The organism is Sediminihaliea albiluteola, from assembly GCF_014077625.1.
Classification (GTDB): domain Bacteria; phylum Pseudomonadota; class Gammaproteobacteria; order Pseudomonadales; family Halieaceae; genus Sediminihaliea; species Sediminihaliea albiluteola.
This window is the reverse complement of the sequence record NZ_JACFXU010000005.1, coordinates 1-258: the sequence shown is the minus strand read 5'-3', so window position 1 is coordinate 258 and position 258 is coordinate 1. Positions and strand designations below refer to the sequence as shown.

At 55.8% G+C, this 258-nt stretch carries 1 protein-coding gene; it reads left to right on the top strand.

The annotated features are described in order from the left end of the window. The coding region (locus H2508_RS00025; protein WP_220463522.1) for a hypothetical protein at window positions 1–258 on the top strand (258 nt) is incomplete at both ends.

Genomic DNA, 258 nt, shown 5'->3' with positions numbered 1-258 from the left:
GAACCGGGTATGTATGAAGTGCGCTATGTATTGCGCGAGGGGATGAAGACCTTGGCCAGTGCTCCGCTGCAAGTTGTTGCCGCGGAGCTGAGCATCACTGCACCGGAGCAGGCCACCACGGGTGCTTCATTTAAAGTCAGCTGGAGCGATACCGTAGCCAGCAATGATTACTACACTGTGGTGAGTGTCGGTACTGATGAAGGCAAGTTGGGTAATCGCGACTTAGTGGGCAACAAGGGCGAGGGTACGCTCAGAGCG